Below are 18,720 nucleotides of genomic sequence, written 5' to 3' on the forward strand. Positions count from 1 at the left end.
ATTCCCCCATCCATGAAGTTGGTTTTATCGATAAGACAGAACTAGACAGTCTCCATGCACTTGATCAATGCAACCCTATGTTCTGGCATAACTCTTCCATAATGTCGGATATCTCCCGTGGATCTACAGAGAGGGATTCCTTATACTTCTCCTCAACAACGCCCATGGTCTGGCGCTTCAGGTAGTCTCTCAGTGCAAGCGGAGCATTCAGCAAGGCCTGATTCAACGTTACCTGCATCTCATCGCTCCATATGGCTTCAAATTGCTCCCGTGCCTTGCCGTAGGCAAATTCCTCCTGCTTCCGTGGTCGCTTGGCTCGCAGTTGTTCGGTATCGCTCTCGCTCAGCTCCAGGCCGTCAATTACAACACCGTATAACTCAAGGGCTTTCTCAGGGGATACCAGCCCACTTCTTACGTCATCCAGAACCAGACGAGAATCACGCTCATACGGATCGCCATATCCGCCTCCGCCTTGCGAAAGGAACGTAACCGTTTCTCCGGGCTGAAGCAGCAGCTCATCAATCCTTCCCAGATGATACTCACTTGCACGCCCGGCATTATGAATCGCTTCTCCATGTGAACCTACACCGCCACCGAGCCTGCCCCAAGGCTGAAACTCCATTCGCTCCATGTTTCTGGCTGTCATCACGGTATCCGGTGTTAGAATTCTGACGCACAAGTCGATTCCACTTCCACCACGGAAAGTTCCTGCACCTGCCGAATCGGCACGAAGACCGTAATGCTCGATCAACACAGGCATCTCGGCTTCCACCGTTTCCGCAGGGATATTTCGAAGATGACCAACCGCAAAATCCATACCATCAATCCCGTCTTTCATCGGCCTTGCTCCCGAACCTCCGCAGATCGGCTGAATGACGCCCACCTTTTTCTTACCATCGGACGCATCGGTCATCGCCATCATGACGATACAGGCTTGTCCAGCTCCTGCTGCGGGAACCATACTGCCCTGAGCTTTCCCCAGAGCTCCCGTGATAACGTCCATCAGCCGGATAAAGGTCGCAGCACGTGCCCCTACAGCTGCCATCGGCTCAGGGTTAAGAACGGAAGCAGGAGGGGCATAATTTCGCACCATGCGAATCATGCCCGAATTCCACGGAATGGTCGGATCAAGTGTACGGAAATAACGAATAAGTGCAGGTACCAGCATGTAATGTCCCTGTTGGTTGTGGGTAGGAATATTGAATGAAGCCCTGACCTGAGGATCGGTGCCGCTAAAGTCCAGATGAATGTCACTGCCTGAAATCGTCATTGTGCAGCGCAAGCGGATGGGATATCCTCCTGGGCCCTTCTCCAGGTAGTCCCAGAAGTCATAGGAACCGTCAGGGATATCCTGCACGATGGCACGAGCCTTCAGCTCGGCATATTCCAGTAAATGCTCGATGCCCTGCTGGATTTTCTCCACGCCATATCGTGCAATGAGTTCCGCAAGTCGCTGCTCTCCCCGATTCAATGCGGCCATAAGCGCATTGAGATCACCCAGATTTTGCTCCGGAATTCGACTGTTGTCCAGAAACATGCGGAGAATCTGCTCGTTCAGAACACCGGCTTCATACAACTTGACTGGTGCAATTCGAATGCCTTCCATATGAATATCGTAGGCGCTGGGAGATACGCTTCCCGGTACCTTGCCGCCTACATCGGATGAATGAACGAAGCACATGCCATAAGCGATGATTTGCCCTTCGTGAAAATAAGGCTTAATGAGATGAATGTCTGGAAGGTGTGTGACCATGCCCCTGGTGGAATAGGGATCATTACATATAACGAGATCCCCTTCTTTCCAGTCTTCTATACTGTTAATGGTCGCAGCAGCAGGGATGCCCAGAGACAGATTGTAACCCGTCTCCAGCGGCGACCCGAACGTTTCCCCGGCTGGAGATAAGAGGTAGGTTCCAAAATCGCCCGTTTCCTTGACAAAAGCGGTGAATCCTGTGCGCAGTACGACATTTGCCATTTCTTCCACGGCGGCTTGAATCCGGTTGTTGAAAATCTCAAGAAAGACCTTGTCAGCGATCATGCTTTCACCTCCCCAATCACGTTCCCGTGCACATCCCGATACACCATATATCCAGGCGGGATAAAGATCGTTGTATCGTATTCCTCCACAATAATGGGTCCGGAAATGGGAGCATCCACGAATGGAATCTGTTCCCTTTTCAGTACCTTTGCTGTCTGCTGTACATGGTCAAAGGTAATGATCCGTTCCTCCGCTCCACTCTCGTCGAACGGTAAATCTATTGGATTCACCTTGTTATGAGTAGGCAAAACACCTACAATGGTCGCTCTAAGACTTACAAACATAACCTCAGCCTCTGGCTGACTAATGCCAAACACATTCTGGTAGGACGTATGGAATTTAATCCCTGCCTTCATGGGATCTTCAATTTCTTCCAATGTCAGCGCGACCTCAAGATCAAAGGCCTGTCCTTCATAGCGCATATCCGCACTGTACAGACAATAGATATTGTCCAGCTTGACACCGCCCCGGGCTTCCTCATCGACCCATTTACGCCCCTGGTTTTCCAATGCAGTGAAAAGGAAACTTAACTCACCAGGCTCCAGAGTCTGGATGCTTTTGTGTAACGTATGAACGAAGTCATTGCGAAGATTGGCAACCGTGCAGCCCATGGCACACAGGGTTCCCGGAGATGGCGGGATCAGCACTCTGCCAATTCCTACCTCGCGTGCCATCAGAAAAGCATGCATCGGGCCAGCTCCGCCATATGCCAGCAACGTAAAGTCGCGGGGATCAACACCCTTGCGAGCCATAAGGGGAGAAAACTGGGCATACATATTGGCGGTTGCCACATCTAGAATGGCTTGCGCAGTCTGTTCGGCATTCAGACCGAGTTTCTCTCCCAGATTGCCCAGCGTACGCTCTGCAAGTTCGGGATACAGACGCATTTGTCCGCCAAGGAAACGGTCAGCATGCAGGATACCGAGCTGTAGATAGGCATCTGTGGTTGTCGGCTCTTCTCCCCCGCGCTGATAACAGGCCGGACCGGGGTTGGCTCCCGCACTGCGTGGCCCCACCTTGAGTACGCCTACGGAATCAAGCCAGGCAATTGAACCACCCCCTGCCCCTATAGCCGTTACATCAACAGCAGGAATGATGACCGGAAAATCACCAACCTTGTTCTCGGATGAATAGGTTGGTTCGTTGTCGATGAGAGCAACATCAACGCTTGTCCCGCCCATGTCGAATGTAATGACCTGATGAATGCCCGCTCGTTCAGCAATATGGGTCGCGGCGATTACACCGGAAGCAGGCCCGGATAGAAGCGTACGTACCGGCTCATTGGCCGCTCTGGCAGCCGTCATAATTCCACCGTTGGACATGGTCGACAACAAGTTGGCTTTAAGCCCATACGCCTCAATACCTTTTTGCAGACGCAGGAAATATGAACCCATTCGTTCACCTACATAAGCGTTCATCACCGTTGCGAGTGTTCGTTCGAACTCACGCTGTTGTGGCCAGATAGCGCTGCTCCGGCTGATGAACAGCTGCGGATAATGTTTCCTGATCAGATCTTCCGCAAGCTGTTCGTGGACCGGATTCACATAAGCATGTAGAAAACTGATCGCCAACGCAGTAACGCCATCCTCCACCAGCTCATGTACCGCTTGCAGCAGCTGTTCCTGATTCAATGGCTGGAGTATGCCCCCACCCGCAATCACACGTTCATCAACTTCCTTGACATGCTGTCTCGGTACCAGCGCATCGGTCTTGTCACCATACAGATTGGTTGTATCCTCAAGTCGCAACCGCCGGATCTCAAGAATATCGCGAAATCCTTTGGTGACCAACAGGCCTGTAACCGCACCATTTCGTTCGATTAACGTGTTCACGCCAAGAGTTGTTCCATGCACAAATAGATCAATCTCACGAATGTTCACACCATTCTCCTTGAGTTGATCAAGTGCGTTAAAAATCGCCTGTTCCGGAGCTGTTGCAATCGATGGCGTCTTGAGCGCCGCAATCACCCTGCCCTCATGGTCCATCACCAGCGCATCCGTGAAAGTACCTCCGATATCTATGCCTAAACGGTAGATCGTGTCCACAAGCTCAACTCCTTTATCACAGGATCTCAATCTAAGGAATGTTATTGGTTTTGCATGGCGAAATAACGTTTGACATCATCAATCATTTGGTTGATATGATTCACCATTGCCGCTTCAGCCTGCTCCGGAGAGCCAGCTACAATAGCATCCAGAATCTGCTGATGGTCCACAACTAATTCACTTCCTACTCTCCGGCGAATATATGCTGTCTCCAGAAAATCACGGCTTGTCTCCCATACCAGTTCAACCGCATGCAGGAGAATTCGGTTTTGCGCAGCGTAGGCCAGCAATCTGTGGAACTCCCGGTCCTGCTCATATGGTATAATATTCTTGGAAAGCAATTCATGCTGGTTCGCAATGGATGCTTGCAACAGTGCTATGTATTCTTTCGAGGCATGCTGTGCTGCCAGGGAAGCAATCTCCCGCTCAAGTGCCCTTCGGGCAACGAGAACATCCAGAAGAGCCTTTTCCCCGGAATGGTTCAGCATCTGAATTAACTGTGAGTTCACATTTTTTTGCTGCAAATCTCTTTCCAACGTCTTCATTCGATCCAGTCCCTGTTCGGTCAAAGTCCTTCCCTTGCGGCCTTTCAGAACGGTAAATCCTTCAACATCCATCTCCATAAGTCTTCTTCCGATGGTTGCCTGACTCAGACCATACGTTTTGCCCAAAGTATGAACCAACGTACTGGCCCCGATGGGAGCGTTCGCCTCTTGAAGCTGCTTCAACAGTTCGTATTCCAACTCCATTTCGTTTAGCTCAGGACCCACACCATTTCCCCCCTCATAGTTACTTCATTAATATTTTTTATCGTCTTCCTCGTAGTTGTTACTCATTGATGATTAACGATAGTATACCTTCTAAACGTTTCATTTTCAACAATTCTCATCAAATTAGTATGAATTATTTCTCCCAACTACATTTTTCGACTTTCAATTCTATCTCAACATAAAAAAGAGCATTTCACATCCTGTATTCCAGTTTCGATCTGGAGGATGCAATCTGCTCTTAGCGTAACAACCTATTATAGTTACTAACATAATCATGAATGCTCAAAACAGGAATCAGGACTTTAGTTGTTGCAACAGCTGCACACGGTAGGCTTCACTTTCAAGGGATTGAATTTCCTTATATTCCTCAGCAGTTAACACTTTGGGTTCTCCGGTTGCCTTGGCGATCATATATACTTTCGCGCTTTCTTCCACCACCTGGGTGCGATAATAAGCTTCGCGGAGGTTTTTACCCGTTGTAACCAATCCGTGATTGACGAGAATGAGTGCTGTATGATCCTCTACCTTTGCCGAGACTGCATCGGCAAGTTGTTTCGTCGTTGGCAGAACATATGGTACGAACCCGATATCGCCCACCAATGCAGACTGATCAGGGAACAAGTGTGGCAATTCATCGAAAACGAGACTGAGTGCGATCGTATACGCCGGATGCGTATGCACAATGGCTTGGATATCCGAACTGATACGATAGCTATAGAGATGCATCAATACTTCAGAAGACGGACGTGTTGATTCCGCGCTAGTCTCTCCTGTCTCGATATCAATAGCGATCCACTCGTCCGGCTCCAGGTCTTCAAGTGCATAACCACTCGGAGACAACAGCATCGTTCCACCAGAGCGAGCGCTCAGATTTCCGCCGGGACCTACCACCAACCCTTGAGCAACTGCTCTGCGGGCATATTTCGTCAATTCTTCCCTTATCTGCTGTTCAGACATGTTCCTCACCACTCCTCGTACTTTTCTTTTTGGCAAGCATTTTGCATCCATGTTCATTACATCTGTATATTACCTTTTGATTTGATTCAAACTTTGGTAGTTTTCATGAGCTTCTTGCCAAAGCTCTGTATCCTCAGATTCATAGGTCTCGGGGGAAAAGGAATCAGCCATGACCTCCCGAACATCGGCCAAGCTACTCACTTCTCCATGAGCAAGGAATTGCAGCATGCAATTCCCGGCTGAAGTCGCCTCTGCGGGGCCTGCCACCACCGGTACACCTGCTGCATTGGCTGTAAACTGGCACAATAGTCGATTGTGTACACCGCCACCAACCATATGAATGACACCAGGTCTTGTACCTGTAATCAACTGCAGTTCATCCAGCGTCTGTCTGAATTCCAGAGCAAGACTTTCCAGTATGCAGCGTACAACTGCTCCAGTCGTTTCGGGTATTGTCTGTCCGCTGGCACTGCATTGTTGCCGTATTCGTTCAACCATATTCCCTGGCGCCAAATATACGCTATCTCCCGGCGATACGTAACTTTGATGCGGCGTTGCCAAGGCAGCCAGCTGAACCAGTTCTTCATGTGTGAAACGTTGATTCTCCCGTTCCCATTGCCGTTTGCATTCCTGTAGCAGCCACAGACCTGAACGATTTTTCAGGGTACGTACTTTCCCACTTACGGTGCCTTCATTGGTGAATCCCAATGCACGGCTTCGGTCATCCAGTACAGGTGTATCACGCTCCACACCCATAAGAGACCAGGTACCACAGCTAATAAAAGCGAAATTCGAATCCATCGCAGGGATGGCTGCCAAGGCAGATGCGGTATCATGTGAGCCCACTGAGACTATCTGCAACGGACCAATTTGTAATTCTGCACACAACTCAGCCGTTAAATTACCCAGTACGGTACCGGGCTGAACGAGACTTGGAAATAATGTTTCCGGTATGCCGAGACGTCCGATCAGATGTTCATTCCAACGTGCCTCGCCTGCATGCAACAGTCCGCTGGTACTTGCAATCGTATACTCACAAGCCTGCTGACCGGATAGATAATAGTGAAATAGATCCGGCATGAATAACATGTGCACATCCGGATGCAATCCTTCCGCCTGCTCTCGTACATTCCCTAGCAGTTGAAATACAGTATTGATCTGCTGCGGCAGAACGCCGGACATCGCATACAGTTCTTCTTCTTTCACCATGTGCAGTACTTCTGCCATCCACTGTGCGTTGCGTGCTTCCCGGTAATGCCGGGGATTCGAGCATAATCTTCCCGCCCCATCGATCAGTCCATAGTCCACTCCCCACGTATCCACTGCTATAGATCGGACTGATGGAGAGATGCCTTGCGTCCCTTTCACGATACCTTGTTTTAATTCATGAAAAAGGCGCAAGAAATCCCAATACAACCCATCCCCCAGCTGCACCGGTTCGTTGTTGAAACGATGCACTTCTCGTAACGAGAGTCTGCTTCCATCAAAAGAACCCCGGACTATGCGTCCACTACCGGCACCGTAATCGGCAGCAAGCACATGTGTTGCTTGATTGCCCATTCTACCAAGCCTCCTTAACTCTACGCGATAAGCCATGGTCGCTATCTGAACACAGTCTTCAAGAGAACGCCATGTTAACTTCATTTCATAAGGAACATGGCGTTTGACAGGAATGGAACGTTATATTAACGATACAACGGGCCAAACACACTGCAAGCACGGTAATCTGCACTCTCCGGCTCACTGGTGCCGAATAATCCCCATGCACGCGGGCGGAAAATTTCCGTCTCGGGTACATTGTGCATATTTACCGGAATACGAAGCATGGAAGCGAGCGTAATCAGGTCGGCACCAATATGTCCATACGAGATGGAGCCATGGTTCGCGCCCCATTGATTCATCACCTCGTATACGGAAGTAAACGCTCCCGATCCGGTTAGAACAGGTGCAAACCAGGTGGATGGCCAGGTTGGATCTGTCCGTTGATCCAACGTATTATGCACGTCTTCAGGCAGATCGACCGTGTAACCCTGAGCGATTTGCAGTACCGGTCCCAGTCCTTTGACGAGATTCAGACGTGTCATCGTTACAGGCATGCCACCTTTGGTCAGAAAATCCGCTGAATAGCCGCCCCCGCGGAAATATTCTACGGATGCCGGTCTCCACGATGTTGCTTTCAGACAGTCCTGAACTTCTTCATCTGTAATTTCCCAGAATGGCTTGAGGACAGGCTTCCCGTCTCTGGACTGTTGTCCTGTGCCATCCAATGCTGCTGAACCGGAGTTAATCAAATGCAGGATGCCATCCTTCGCTTTTCCTTCCAACTGGTGCCCCGTCACACGCTCTACGGAATCCGGACTCCAATACGTACGTACATCAGCGAAGATCTGAGCCGTGTGCGTGAGCAACGAACCGAACAACATCGATACTCCATTCAGGCTATCATTCTCCGTTGCAACCAGATAAGGCGCACGTTTGCCATTCCAGTCAAAGGAAGAATTCAATATCGACTCCAGAAAATCTCCGTTTGGAGAATGATCCGTCCACTGCCGTTGTCCCTGAAACCCGGATACAATTGCATGGTGCCCCATCGATTCCTCTGTGAACCCCAGCTCTGCCAATCTTGGGTTGCCCGCCATGAGGTCACGCACGATTTGGGTCATTTTCACAACGGTTTCCCATTCGTACCCTTTGCGTTTGCGATCCGTTTGCAGGTGGGCAGCGTTGTTGTCCGGACCTTCACTACAGTTCTCCTTCACCCAGGCCAGCGCGAGCTTATACTCCTCGGGGTCATAGATCTCTTCTTCGATACGCCGAGTGAGTTCACTCATATCCACGTACTCATTGCGCATGCCCAAATACTCCTGGAAAAATGAATCGTTCACGATTGAACCTGCAATCCCCATGGATACCGATCCAATCGACAGATAGGCTTGCCCTTTCAAGGTAGCGGCTGCAAGACCCGCACGGCTGAAACGGAGCAATTTATCACGCACGTCATCGGGAATCGTTGTATCTCCGCCGTCCTGTACATCCTCTCCATAGATCCCAAAGGCCGGAATCCCCTTCTGTGCATGGGCGGAGAGTACTGCTGCAAGATATACTGCACCCGGACGCTCAGTTCCATTAAAACCCCAGATCGCTGTAGGAATGGATGGCGACATATCCATCGTTTCGGTACCATAACACCAGCATGGTGTCACGGTAATCGTTACACCCACGTTGGAACGGCTGAATAGTTCAGATGCTGCGGCCGCTTCGGCCACTCCGCCAATACAGGTCTCGGCTACAACGCACTCTACTGCTGAGCCGTCAGGATAACGCAGTTCGGCTGCAAGCAGCTCGGCAACGGACGTAGCCATCCGCATCGTCTGCTCTTCCAGCGACTCCCGAACTCCCTTGCGTCTTCCATCAATCGTGGGACGAATACCAATCTTGGGGAAAGCCTGCTTATAACGATAATCCTGATGTGTCATACTAGAGTGTCCTCCTTCAATTCGTTTCATAGAATTTGGGTTGAATTGAGAAACCTAATGCGGAAATACAACCGATACCCCGGTTACTCGCAAGATCTGCATACACAGACTTAAGAGCCTCTTTAATTTTGAATGCGTTTACATATTTAAATGAATAATAAAAAACCACTTCATTAATCAGCTGTCTATGTAGTTCCTCTAACAAACAAATGGAACGAGCATGAGCGAATTTAACGAAATGGTTTGTGTAGTAAAGACGTTCAAAACCCAGTTAGGGTTATCGGTAACCCTAACATAGCACGAGCCTATCTTGCTGTCAATTGGCATTATCCTATAGAATGGTAAGACTATGTTGCGGAAAGGTTAGATTCTAATGATTACCATTTATGATATTGCCAAAAAAGCCAACGTCTCCGCCATGACGGTCTCCAAGGTCATTAATCATACAGGTCGCATCAGTTCCGCGACACGTGAACGTGTTCAACAGGTGATCGACGAATTGGGCTACATCCCAAACTCCAATGCGCGCAGCCTTGTGCTTCAACGAACCCAGATGCTCTCCCTGCTGATTACGGATATTACCAACCCTTTTTATACAACACTGGCCCGTGGTGCTGAAGATGCAGCCCATCTTCGTGGGTACCGGCTTCTATTCGGTAATAGTGACGAGGATTACAATAAGGAAAAGGATTACGTGGATGCGATTCTGTCCACTCGCGTGGATGGTGTACTCTATGCGCCGGCGGGAGATCGGTCTCTGCCTCATCTGAAACAGTTGCAGGAACGACACATTCCGTTTGTCTTTCTGGACCGCACCGTACCTGGCATTACGTCAGATATCATTGCCGGAGATAGCCGGGAAGGTGCAATTGAGCTAATCCGTTATCTGGTGCATTTGGGACACCAGCGCATTGCACTGGTCAATGGTTCTTCGGAGGTTTCTACCGCCAGACTGCGGGAAGAAGGTTATATAGCGGGTTTGCGTGAGGGCGGAGCCGCTTTCGATCCCGAGCTTGTCCTTCGAACCGGGTACCGGGATTTCAGCGATGAAGAGGGACTGGATCGACTACTCTCTCAACCGGGGCAACCAACAGCCATTTTTGCAGCCAACAACATGTTGGCGATTGCGGTCATCCGGCTTTTGCGTAAACGGGGACTGCGCGTGCCAGAAGACATCTCCGTCGTATGTTTTGACGATCTGGATCTGGCTTCTGCCTTTGATCCTTTCCTGACCGTAGCGGCACAGCCCGCATATGATTTTGGGTTTCAGGGCGTACAGATGCTGATCGACCGGATTGAGGGAAAAGCCCCTTCGGAAGCCCAGACCGTCATTCTACCATCAGAACTGCGCATACGTGCTTCTGCCTCTGCTCCACGTGAGTTGACTAAATAAGTGGACCAAAAATTATTTACACTGACACTACGATAACAGAACAACCTTCCAATCGCTGTTATCCCCATATTTTTTCATTCCCTTTTAAAGGGGAAATCCGGAGATAGCGTATGCTTCCGATGTAGCTTTCTTGCAGAAAGCTTGTAGGCGAACGCTTCGCTTTTTCAGGTTTTTTCTGTCCTCTACGTTATTGTGTAAATGATTAGTCCCTCTTATCTGGATTAGGTCCCGTTCAACTTCGAAAAAACGACAACATAAACAGGGTGCACCGGAGATTACGCTCTGGTTGCACCCTGTTTGATGTTCATTCGTTAGAATGACCCGCTCGTCCAAACCGATTGGTTCGTCAGGTTCATTCAGTTTCATTTTGGTTTCATCCGAGCCGATATTCTACCTCTCCGACTGTAATGCGAGAGCAACCTCACGAACAAGTCCCGGGAACCAGTCCATCAGAGGTTCGAACGTATATCCAGCTTGTTCTGCCTTGGTCGTCACCATCGTCCATGATTGCTCGACGCCGAAGGGTGACATGTCCTCTTTCACCGTTTCCGTGAGGATCTGGGACTGCATGCCCGTGACTGTCTCGATCAGATGTATCATGGCTGACAGCGTAATCGAACCCTTGGAAGCTGCATTTATTGGACCGGTAATGGAAGAATGTCCAAGCCAGGCGAGGAATCTTGCTGCTTCGGTGGAATTGATAAATCCAATCTCTGCATCCGGATTTGGCATGCCGATCGGTTTTCCTTTTTGCACATGTTCAATATGAAAATGAAGTCTTCTCGTATAATCATCAATCCCGAGTACAATGGGAATGCGCATCGCCACAACCGGGAAATCCGCTTCCTGGAAAAATACTGCCTCGGCAAGCCGTTTGCCTTCTCCATACGAAAAATCCTCCGCACTCCCATACTGTAATGGGTACGTATACGGGTCAAAATCCGTTTCCTTGAATCCAGGTCTGGGATCACCGTACACCGAGAGTGTTGATGTTAAAACGTACCTTTTGGTGCGTCCTGCAAAAGCTTCACAGGCCGCTATCGCCGCATCCGGGGAATAACAGATATTGTCGTACACAACATCCCACATGTCTGTCTGCGCAACCTCTGCCAGAGATTCCGGGTCTTCTCGATCCATCTTGATCCGGTTCACTTCCGGTCCGAAGTCGACATCCGTTTTACCGCGAGTTGCGACTGTAATCTGCGATTTTCCTTCCCACAGCAAGTGATCGACCAGACGTTTACCAAAAAAACGTGTACCCCCAAGTATAAGAACTTTGTTCATTCGAAAAACCTCCTATCTTGTTCATGAATGTTTAACGATTTGAAGCATGGTGTGCGCATTCCGTTGAAACTCATATGATGTTGGTTCTTCGGATACGGTGTACCCACGCTCTTCGAGTAATAATTTTAAGGCGTCCATATGCTTGTAGCGTTCGCCAGACAGATCAACCGTCGGAAAAATGCGAACCTCTCGTTTGCTCACACGCAGCAGTTCCATTACGGTTGCAACATGAAAATCAACATCCAATCGATCCGCATACGTAAACAGAAAATGGGCGGATAACGTCAGATCGAATTGTTCATCGGCAAACGGAAGATCCGGGAGCACAGTCGCCACATAACAGTCAGGGAAATTTCTCATATCTGCGATGCAATCTGTGATGGCACGAGTTCGTTCTTCCTTTAACCCCTGGATGGATCCAAATTGATCCCACACATAGATCCCTTGTACAGGTTCCATCTGTTTCATCGTATGTTCAATATCTTGAAATCCCTTTACTTCAAGCTCGTTAATCTCGTATTGGTAGGCAATGTCCGCGGCCATGGGCTCTGCACCCAACTTGCGCGCTTGGCTACTGAAAGAACATGCTCCACCTGGACAATCCAAAATGGACTTGCCTCTAAGATCCTCCACCGTTAAGTTGAACATCTTCATATATTCCCCGAAGGTTCTTCCTATGAAAACAATCTGTGTCAGTTCCAAACCACCAAAATCATTGGAGCAGTTATCTTCTCTGCTGTTCTTCTTCTCATCTCTGCTCATCTCGTCTCAGCTACCTTTCCTGTTTTTGTCTCAATCGTTAGGGAACACAAGCCCAATCTGCTTCCGAATTTGATCCATGACCTGCATCGTAACATAAGAGCGTTCATACGTGTTCATACTGGACTCCTTGCGGCCATCCTGAACCAGATTCACGAACTCCTCCACTTCATAGTACATCGCCGGATGGTTTTGTTCGACTGTGAGCTGCTCCACCGTACCGTCATTGTATCGTATCTCTGCATGTTCTGGTGAACCAATCTTGTCAATGATGATGCTGCCCAGTTCCCCCATAATCTCGCTTGGTAGATGAGAGTTGGAGATTTTGGAGTATGTAACGACCGCATCCATCCCGTCATAATCCAACAGCACGCTACCCTGTCCATCCACGCCAGATTCCAGCATCATCGCTTGGGACTGAACCCGATTAGGTGCACCAAACAATGTAATCAATGGGTAGAGACAATACACACCGAGATCCATTAATGCCCCATTAGCCAGTTCAGGCTTGAAGGCGTTCAAGACAATCCCCTCTTTGTATTTGTCGTAACGCGAAGAATACTGAGAGTATCCTGCTACGTATTTACGGACAGGACCAATTTTATGCAGGCTTTCCTGTACCATTTTGAACTGGGGAACAAGGGTGGATTTCATCGCTTCCATGAGCAGAACTTCGTGTTCACGTGCTGTATCGATCATACTCTGAACTTCGGCGCTATTCGCAGCCAAAGGTTTCTCGCACAATACATGTTTGCCGTTTCTCAGAAAAATCTCTGCTTGCTCCGCATGAACGGTATTGGGTGTCGCGATGTAGACTGCATCAATCACATCACTTGCCGCCAACTCTTCCAGACTGGTGAAACGGTATTCTACATCATATTTATCTGCAAATGCATTAGCCTTTTCTTCAGTTCTTGAATACACGGCGGTTAATTTGAATCCTTCAACCTGTGCTGCGGCTTCAAGAAGCCTTTCTGTAATCCAGTTGGTACCCACTACGCCAAAACGAACCATGCTTACCTACCTCTTTCATCTATAAATTTCATTTGTGATATAACCTTTATACCATCCTGTATATTGTAGCTCATATTTCATTCAGATTGAAGAAAGGTCCTGTATCCCAGATATTGAAATCTTGCTTTTTAAGCTGAAACTTCGTCAAGCTCTTGGAATCAGGGGTATAATTAGAGATGAGGTGATCACTGTGGAAAGTCCAGATCAAGATCGCATACTGCCCAAACCGATAGATGAAAAATACTGGCATGCCATCATCCACAACGATAGTTCCTATGATGGAACGTTCTTTTACGGCGTGCAGACAACGGGCATTTTCTGCCGACCTTCCTGTAAGTCCAGAGCACCCAAAGCTGAAAATGTGTTGATATTTCAACATGTTGAAGAAGCTTTGGCACGAAAGTTCAGACCCTGCAAACGCTGCAAACCAACAGGCGAGCGGGTACCTGATCAGGAGTGGATATACGGAATCACGGATTACATCGAACATCATTATGCCGAGCCTCTAACCCTGGACATCCTTGCCACTGTTAGTCACGGCAGCCCTTATCATCTGCATCGTGTGTTCAAGCGGATTACAGGCCGCACACCGGTTCAATATATTCAGATTAAACGAATCACCGAAGCCCAAAAGTTGCTTGAACATACCAGACTCACCGTCACCGAGATTGGTCGCCATGTCGGTATACTCAACTCTGCTTATTTCATTACTGTATTTCGCAAACATACAGGTCTCACACCTGCACATTACCGTGAAAGGCATGACAACTCATGAAGACCAACTTATCTTACAAAGTACCCAAAACGTTAATGAACAAAGGAACCGGTTTTCTTCATGGCTATACACATACGCTGAATCCTTACACAGGCTGCGCCTTCGGTTGTTCCTATTGTTATGTCAGACAGATGCCTGTTTCCTTATTTCGCAAAGAGGATTGGGGGAGCTGGGTTGATGTAAAACAGGAGGCTTCCCGAGTGTTCGCCAAAGAATTGCAGCGTGCCCTGGCGAAAGGGAAAGTCACTCTGTTCATGTCATCGAGTACCGATCCGTACCAACCCGCTGAATACAAGGAGTGTATCACTCGTTCATTGCTTGAAATCATGGTACAGTATCCGCCCGATTTTGTATTAGTCCAAACCCGCAGTCCTCTCGTTACCCGGGATATAGATCTGTTACAGCAGTTAGGTGACCGGGTTCGGGTAAGTATGACTGTAGAGACAGATTTGGACGATATGCGCAAGCATTTCAGTCCTACCGCTCCCCCGATTGCAGGCCGATTACGTGCACTGGAACAGTTGCGGGATGCCAGAATACCCACACAGGTTGCGATTGCTCCCGTATTACCCAGCAGTGAACAGTTTGCAGCCATCTTGAGACCTCTTGTTCAGCGTGTATGCATTGACGACTATTTCATGGGCGATGGCAGTGAGGGGAAGCGCACCCGTCGACTTGGCATGGAATCGCTATACCAGCAAGTGGGGATGGAGCACTGGTATCATCCAGATGCGTATCAGACTGTCGTTCAGCGGATGAAAGACCATTTTGACGAGGATGAGATCTGGATCAGTCAGGCGGGATTTGAGCCTTAAATGGCTATAGAAGTTGAACCAAAGAATATTTACACTGGACACTCCGTTGGCAGAACAACCTTCCGATCCGACCGCTGTTATCCCCAGATTTTTTTGATTTAATAAAAAAACAGCCCCTTTCCTTTTTAAGGAGAAGGGGCTGTTCGTCATGACATTAACAATAATGGCTATCTTACTTATCCAATGTATACAGTGGCAGATCCACAGGCAATGCAGCCGGACGTTGACACGAGCTTTTCATCTGGTAGAATGTCTGTTCATCGGATGAATCGTGGAATGCCCACATGGCCTCAAGAACATGGTATGCCAGCTCCCCACTCGCCCGATGTGCGCGTCCGCTATGTGCCGCATAGGCCATATCTGCTACACCAATGCCGCGTGTATTCTGCTGATACCCTGGGAGGAGCGGAACTTCCGTCCATTCCTGTTCACCCAGCAAGCGGTAACGAACCGGACCGCCGAAGGTATTGGGGTCAGGGACCTGTAATGTACCGTGCGTGCCATATATCTCAATCGGTGGCAATGCACTTCCGCCAAATACGTCAAAGCTCGTAATCAGTGTGCCAATGGCTCCCTGTTCAAACTGCATCAAACCCGTAACGTGAGTTGGAATTTCGACGGAAACCGTCTGTCCTCTCTTTTTCTCACTCGTAATCGTGCGTTCTTCCATGGCTTTACCTGTCATGCCTGCAATGGATTTGATCGGTCCCATCAGTTGAACCAATGCCGTGAGGTAGTATGGACCCATGTCAAACATTGGCCCACCGCCAGAGGCGTAATAAAACTCCGGATCGGGATGCCAGTGCTCATGACCACGGCTCATCATAAATGCCGTCGCCGCTACCGGCTTGCCGATGACCCCTTCCTCCACCAATTGAAGTGAAGTCTGGATGCCTGAACCGAAGAACGTTTCTGGTGCACAGCCCACGAGCAATCCTTTACGTTTTGCTGTTTCGAGCACGGCCTGCCCCTCTTCACGGGTAACAGCAAGTGGTTTTTCCACATAAACATGTTTACCAGATTCAAGCGCCCGCAAGCATACATCCGCATGAACGGAAGGAATGGTCAGGTTGATGATCAGCTCAATCTCGGGATCAGCCAAGATTTCGTCCACGCTGTATACGTTAGGCACGTTATAGGCTGCTGCCTGCTCTTCGGCACGTTTCCGATCAAGATCCGCTACAGCAACAAGTTCCAGCACCTCAAACCGGTGACAGTTTTCCATATAAATACCGCTGATTTTACCGCAGCCAATAATGCCTACTTTCATTGTTTTCATGCCTGGGGCTCCCTTCGCCGTGGATCAGATATGGTTTATCCTTTGAGGATGAATTGTTGATACTGAAGTTATGCTTACATTCCAACTACAATCTCATTAGTTCTGGTTGTCCGCCATGCCTGTGTACACTTCGGTTGCGGCACTTACTCGACTCTTGGCAAGTTCTTTGCCTGCTGCTGTCCATTTGAAGCCACTGCGCATCATTTCAGTCACAGGTTTCATGTCTACAATGTCTGCATGGTGTCCCAGTGAGTTGTAGAATACCCGTCCTGCGCCCCATCGTTTCGTCCAGACAACAGGCATATCTACCGGTCCATTCGCGGCATGCGGACCACTCACCACTGGAAAACGAGTTGTGGCCAACACTTCCACGGCCGGGTCTACGTGTAGGTAGTACTGTTCGCTTTTCACCTGAAAATCTTCAATATGATCCAATAACGGGCTGGAGCCACGCTTCATGTTCACCATGTACTCCACCCCATCGTTACCTGGATGAGCAACCCATTGTCCACCCGTCATAAACTGCCAATCCACGTTATTTCGGAAGGCATCACACATCCCACCGTGAAGACCAGCCAAGCCCACACCGCTCTGAACAGCCGCTGATACGTTATTGACCAGTTCCTGCTCAATCTGCCCCATCGTCCACAATGGCACGATCAGATCCAGACCGAGCAGCTTCTCTGCATCCGCATAAGACTCCAGCGTATTCGAGACTTCAACCTCGAACTGCTCTTCCTTCAAAATGCGTTCAAAAATCGCCGCTACCTGCTCCGGTTCATGTCCATCCCAGCCGCCCCATACAATCAGTGCTTTACTCATCGTTTCATCACTCGCTTTCGGATATTTTAGTTGTGTTCAACCTCATCCTGACTTCGCTGTCTCGCTGTTCATCTATGTTCACATCTCTTCAAGCGTCACCCAGCGCCGCTCCGTTACCGAACGTTCTACGGCTTCCAATACAGCCTGACAGGCGACTCCATCGTGGAAACTCGGGGACGGTTGTCGTCCTTCAGAGATCGCAGTCACCAGCTCCAGCATCTCATGGGTGAACGTGTGCTCGAATCCAATCGTATGTCCGGCAGGCCACCAAGCTTCGGCATATTTATGTGCAGGATCGGTCGCCAGTACACGGCGGAATCCCTGTACATCCTCTTCATCCTTTGTAAAATACACTTCCAGTTCATTCATCCGTTCAAAATCAAAGCGTACACTGCCGAGACTGCCGTTAATCTCAAACGAGTTCGTACTACGATGCCCCGCTGCAAAGCGTGTTGCTTCAAAACTGCCCAGCGCACCTCCAGCGAATCGTGCAAGGAACAGGGTAGCGTCATCGACGGTCACTTCTCCTTTGGGAGCATCCGCATTCGAACTGCCTTTTGCACTCAGCCCTGTCATCTCGGCTGCAAGCGGTCGCTCTTTGATAAATGTTTCGCTCATACCGATGACTTCCTGGAATTCACCGACAAGGAAACGAGCCAGATCGATTAAGTGCGCACCCAGATCCCCATGGGAACCGGAGCCTGCCACTTCTTTTTGCAAACGCCATACCAGCGGGAACGATGGGTCCATGATCCAGTCTTGAAGGAAAAATGCACGGAAATGATAGATTTTACCCAGTCGCCCGCTCTCCACTAGATCTTTCGCTAACTGTACCGCTGGTGAGAAACGATAGTTGAACCCGACCATATGGGCGATTCCAGCATCCTCTGCTGCCTGAAGCATCTCACGTGAATCCGCAAGTGACAGGGCCAGAGGCTTCTCACAAAACAGATGCTTGCCCTGACGGGCCGCTTCCAGCGCAATTTCCTTGTGGGCATCACTTGGCGCATTAATATCGATCAGATCGATATCATCTCGCTTCACCAGTTCGCGCCAATCGGTTACACTTTCGGACCAGCCGAACTGATTCGCTGCTTCCTGCACTCCCTGCTCGTTACGTCCACAGATCACAGACATCTCAGGCTGCAGCGGAGCAGATGGGAAAAACATCGGCAGACTGCGATAAGCATTACTGTGGGCCTTCCCCATAAACTTGTATCCAACCATTCCGACACGAAGACGATTTGACATGGTCATTTCCTCCTTTGGAATAATAAAAAGTCTTTCAATATG

The 18,720-nt window shown here is 49.2% G+C and carries 15 protein-coding genes; 3 read left to right on the plus strand and 12 right to left on the minus strand.

The window, feature by feature from the left end:
* Window positions 1-64: 64 nt before the first annotated feature.
* The 6 genes from ACTHPG_RS11410 to ACTHPG_RS11435 all read right to left on the minus strand — a co-directional run bounded on the left by ACTHPG_RS11410 (window position 65) and on the right by ACTHPG_RS11435 (window position 9,286).
* Window positions 65-2,038 (minus strand): hydantoinase B/oxoprolinase family protein, encoded by a 1,974-nt coding sequence (locus tag ACTHPG_RS11410; protein WP_440389435.1) that lies wholly within the window; start codon window positions 2,036-2,038, stop codon window positions 65-67.
* Window positions 2,035-4,083, minus strand: coding sequence for a hydantoinase/oxoprolinase family protein (locus tag ACTHPG_RS11415; RefSeq protein WP_440389436.1), 2,049 nt, complete (start codon window positions 4,081-4,083; stop codon window positions 2,035-2,037). Before ACTHPG_RS11415 ends, ACTHPG_RS11410 begins: the two co-directional genes overlap by 4 nt.
* A gap of 41 nt (window positions 4,084-4,124) precedes the next feature.
* A complete protein-coding gene (locus ACTHPG_RS11420; RefSeq protein ID WP_440389437.1) occupies window positions 4,125-4,853 on the minus strand; it encodes an FCD domain-containing protein in 729 nt (242 codons plus the stop codon).
* A 294-nt stretch (window positions 4,854-5,147) separates the two neighbouring features.
* A complete protein-coding gene (locus ACTHPG_RS11425) occupies window positions 5,148-5,810 on the minus strand; it encodes a class II aldolase/adducin family protein (RefSeq protein WP_440389438.1) in 663 nt (220 codons plus the stop codon).
* Window positions 5,811-5,879: 69 nt separating this feature from the next.
* Window positions 5,880-7,370, minus strand: coding sequence for a rhamnulokinase (locus ACTHPG_RS11430; protein ID WP_440389440.1), 1,491 nt, complete (start codon window positions 7,368-7,370; stop codon window positions 5,880-5,882).
* A 125-nt stretch (window positions 7,371-7,495) separates the two neighbouring features.
* Window positions 7,496-9,286 (minus strand): L-fucose isomerase, encoded by a 1,791-nt coding sequence (locus ACTHPG_RS11435; RefSeq protein WP_440389441.1) that lies wholly within the window; start codon window positions 9,284-9,286, stop codon window positions 7,496-7,498.
* Between the two features lie 373 nt (window positions 9,287-9,659).
* Between ACTHPG_RS11435 and ACTHPG_RS11440 the strand changes: the two genes are divergently transcribed.
* Window positions 9,660-10,679, plus strand: coding sequence for a LacI family DNA-binding transcriptional regulator (locus tag ACTHPG_RS11440; protein ID WP_440389442.1), 1,020 nt, complete (start codon window positions 9,660-9,662; stop codon window positions 10,677-10,679).
* Window positions 10,680-11,069: 390 nt separating this feature from the next.
* Here ACTHPG_RS11440 and ACTHPG_RS11445 read toward each other — a convergent pair whose 3' ends face one another.
* The 3 genes from ACTHPG_RS11445 to ACTHPG_RS11455 are packed head-to-tail and all read right to left on the minus strand — an operon-like array spanning window position 11,070 to window position 13,736.
* Window positions 11,070-11,963, minus strand: a complete 894-nt coding sequence (locus tag ACTHPG_RS11445) for an NAD-dependent epimerase/dehydratase family protein (protein WP_440389443.1) — start codon at window positions 11,961-11,963, stop codon at window positions 11,070-11,072.
* Between the two features lie 21 nt (window positions 11,964-11,984).
* Entirely contained in the window at window positions 11,985-12,725 is a 741-nt protein-coding gene (locus ACTHPG_RS11450) for an SAM-dependent methyltransferase (protein WP_440389445.1), read from the minus strand.
* A gap of 30 nt (window positions 12,726-12,755) precedes the next feature.
* Entirely contained in the window at window positions 12,756-13,736 is a 981-nt protein-coding gene (locus ACTHPG_RS11455) for a Gfo/Idh/MocA family protein (protein WP_440389447.1), read from the minus strand.
* Window positions 13,737-13,926: 190 nt separating this feature from the next.
* On the opposite strand from ACTHPG_RS11455, the gene ACTHPG_RS11460 reads away from it, so the two are divergent.
* Window positions 13,927-14,511, plus strand: coding sequence for a bifunctional transcriptional activator/DNA repair enzyme AdaA (locus tag ACTHPG_RS11460; RefSeq protein WP_440389448.1), 585 nt, complete (start codon window positions 13,927-13,929; stop codon window positions 14,509-14,511).
* Window positions 14,508-15,326, plus strand: coding sequence for an SPL family radical SAM protein (locus ACTHPG_RS11465; RefSeq protein WP_440389449.1), 819 nt, complete (start codon window positions 14,508-14,510; stop codon window positions 15,324-15,326). Before ACTHPG_RS11460 ends, ACTHPG_RS11465 begins: the two co-directional genes overlap by 4 nt.
* Window positions 15,327-15,498: 172 nt before the next feature.
* On the opposite strand, the gene ACTHPG_RS11470 is transcribed toward ACTHPG_RS11465, so the two are convergent.
* The 3 genes from ACTHPG_RS11470 to ACTHPG_RS11480 all read right to left on the minus strand — a co-directional run bounded on the left by ACTHPG_RS11470 (window position 15,499) and on the right by ACTHPG_RS11480 (window position 18,678).
* Window positions 15,499-16,605: a Gfo/Idh/MocA family protein gene (locus ACTHPG_RS11470; protein WP_440389451.1), complete on the minus strand. Its 1,107-nt coding sequence runs from the start codon at window positions 16,603-16,605 to the stop codon at window positions 15,499-15,501.
* Between the two features lie 96 nt (window positions 16,606-16,701).
* Window positions 16,702-17,427 carry a ThuA domain-containing protein gene (locus tag ACTHPG_RS11475; protein ID WP_339234275.1) on the minus strand — a complete coding sequence of 242 codons (726 nt, stop codon included), beginning with the start codon at window positions 17,425-17,427 and terminating at the stop codon, window positions 16,702-16,704.
* Between the two features lie 78 nt (window positions 17,428-17,505).
* Entirely contained in the window at window positions 17,506-18,678 is a 1,173-nt protein-coding gene (locus ACTHPG_RS11480) for a Gfo/Idh/MocA family protein (protein ID WP_440389452.1), read from the minus strand.
* Between the last annotated feature and the right edge of the window lie 42 nt (window positions 18,679-18,720).

This window comes from Paenibacillus sp. SAF-068, assembly GCF_051967555.1.
Taxonomy (GTDB): Bacteria; Bacillota; Bacilli; order Paenibacillales; family Paenibacillaceae; genus Paenibacillus.

Bases quoted from the DNA above. Each gene is read 5' to 3' on its own strand.
- ACTHPG_RS11410 (WP_440389435.1), bottom strand. From the start codon at position 2,038: ATGATCGCTGACAAGGTCTTTCTTGAGATTTTCAACAACCGGATTCAA.
- ACTHPG_RS11425 (WP_440389438.1), bottom strand. From the start codon at position 5,810: ATGTCTGAACAGCAGATAAGGGAAGAATTGACGAAATATGCCCGCAGA.
- ACTHPG_RS11430 (WP_440389440.1), bottom strand. From the start codon at position 7,370: ATGGGCAATCAAGCAACACATGTGCTTGCTGCCGATTACGGTGCCGGT.
- ACTHPG_RS11435 (WP_440389441.1), bottom strand. From the start codon at position 9,286: ATGACACATCAGGATTATCGTTATAAGCAGGCTTTCCCCAAGATTGGT.
- ACTHPG_RS11440 (WP_440389442.1), top strand. From the start codon at position 9,660: ATGATTACCATTTATGATATTGCCAAAAAAGCCAACGTCTCCGCCATG.
- ACTHPG_RS11445 (WP_440389443.1), bottom strand. From the start codon at position 11,963: ATGAACAAAGTTCTTATACTTGGGGGTACACGTTTTTTTGGTAAACGT.
- ACTHPG_RS11450 (WP_440389445.1), bottom strand. From the start codon at position 12,725: ATGAGCAGAGATGAGAAGAAGAACAGCAGAGAAGATAACTGCTCCAAT.
- ACTHPG_RS11455 (WP_440389447.1), bottom strand. From the start codon at position 13,736: ATGGTTCGTTTTGGCGTAGTGGGTACCAACTGGATTACAGAAAGGCTT.
- ACTHPG_RS11465 (WP_440389449.1), top strand. From the start codon at position 14,508: ATGAAGACCAACTTATCTTACAAAGTACCCAAAACGTTAATGAACAAA.
- ACTHPG_RS11470 (WP_440389451.1), bottom strand. From the start codon at position 16,605: ATGAAAACAATGAAAGTAGGCATTATTGGCTGCGGTAAAATCAGCGGT.
- ACTHPG_RS11475 (WP_339234275.1), bottom strand. From the start codon at position 17,427: ATGAGTAAAGCACTGATTGTATGGGGCGGCTGGGATGGACATGAACCG.
- ACTHPG_RS11480 (WP_440389452.1), bottom strand. From the start codon at position 18,678: ATGTCAAATCGTCTTCGTGTCGGAATGGTTGGATACAAGTTTATGGGG.